The sequence below is a fragment of the Primorskyibacter marinus genome (assembly GCF_003313245.1).
GTDB classification, from domain to species: domain Bacteria; phylum Pseudomonadota; class Alphaproteobacteria; order Rhodobacterales; family Rhodobacteraceae; genus Primorskyibacter; species Primorskyibacter marinus.
Map to the genome: position 1 here is coordinate 1 of NZ_QJSD01000057.1, position 766 is coordinate 766.

The following is a 766-nucleotide window of genomic DNA, read 5'->3' on the forward strand; positions in this document are numbered from 1 at the left end:
ACCAAGCACCGCGTCCAGCGGGCCGTCCGTGCCGCCCAGCAGACCGCCAACAAGGCCGTCCTCGCCAAGCACCGCGTCCAGCGGACTGTCCGTGCCGCCCAGCAGACCGCCGACAAGGCCGTCCTCGCCAAGCACCGCGTCCAGCGGGCTGTCCGTGCCGCCCAGCAGACCGCCGACAACGCCGTCCTCACCGATAATAGGCTCGACTTGATCGGCAATTTGATCGACCAGTCCACCTTCGGTCGTCAGCGGAGCAAGCACGTCATCGACGATATCCGCATCGGTGCCAGACGTTCCATCGCCCATTGTTCCTGTGCCGGTCAGCGCACCGATAAGGCCGCCGCTCCCGGTAATTCCAGAAAGAACCCCATCGTTGCCAACAAGATCACCGAGCAGACCATCAGAACCGGTGACCGCGCCAAGCACGCCGTCATTGCCGGTAAGGTCACCAAGCAATCCGTTATCGGAGATCAACGCATCAGTAAGCCCTATATCAGAGGAAACCGTGCCATCACCGATGAGCGGCTGCCCAAGCAAGCCTTCTGCCAGTTCGCCGATTGCAGTGTTATCGCCAACAAGATCACCAAGCAAACCATCCGAGCCAGTGATCTCACCCAGCGCGCCGCCATTGCCGGTCACATCGCCGAGTAGTCCTGCATCCCCGACCAGTGGATCCAAGAAGCCCTGATCTGAAGAGACCGTAGGATCGGTCGGGTCCGTAGGATCGGTCGGGTCCGTAGGATCGGTCGGGTCCGTGGGATCGGTC

General features: G+C 62.0%; 1 protein-coding gene. It reads right to left on the reverse strand.

Translation table 11 applies throughout. The features are described from left to right. Positions 1-678: hypothetical protein (locus DMZ65_RS19365; RefSeq protein WP_198662749.1), on the reverse strand; the 678-nt coding region annotated here is incomplete at its 3' end. Between the last annotated feature and the right edge of the window lie 88 nt (positions 679-766).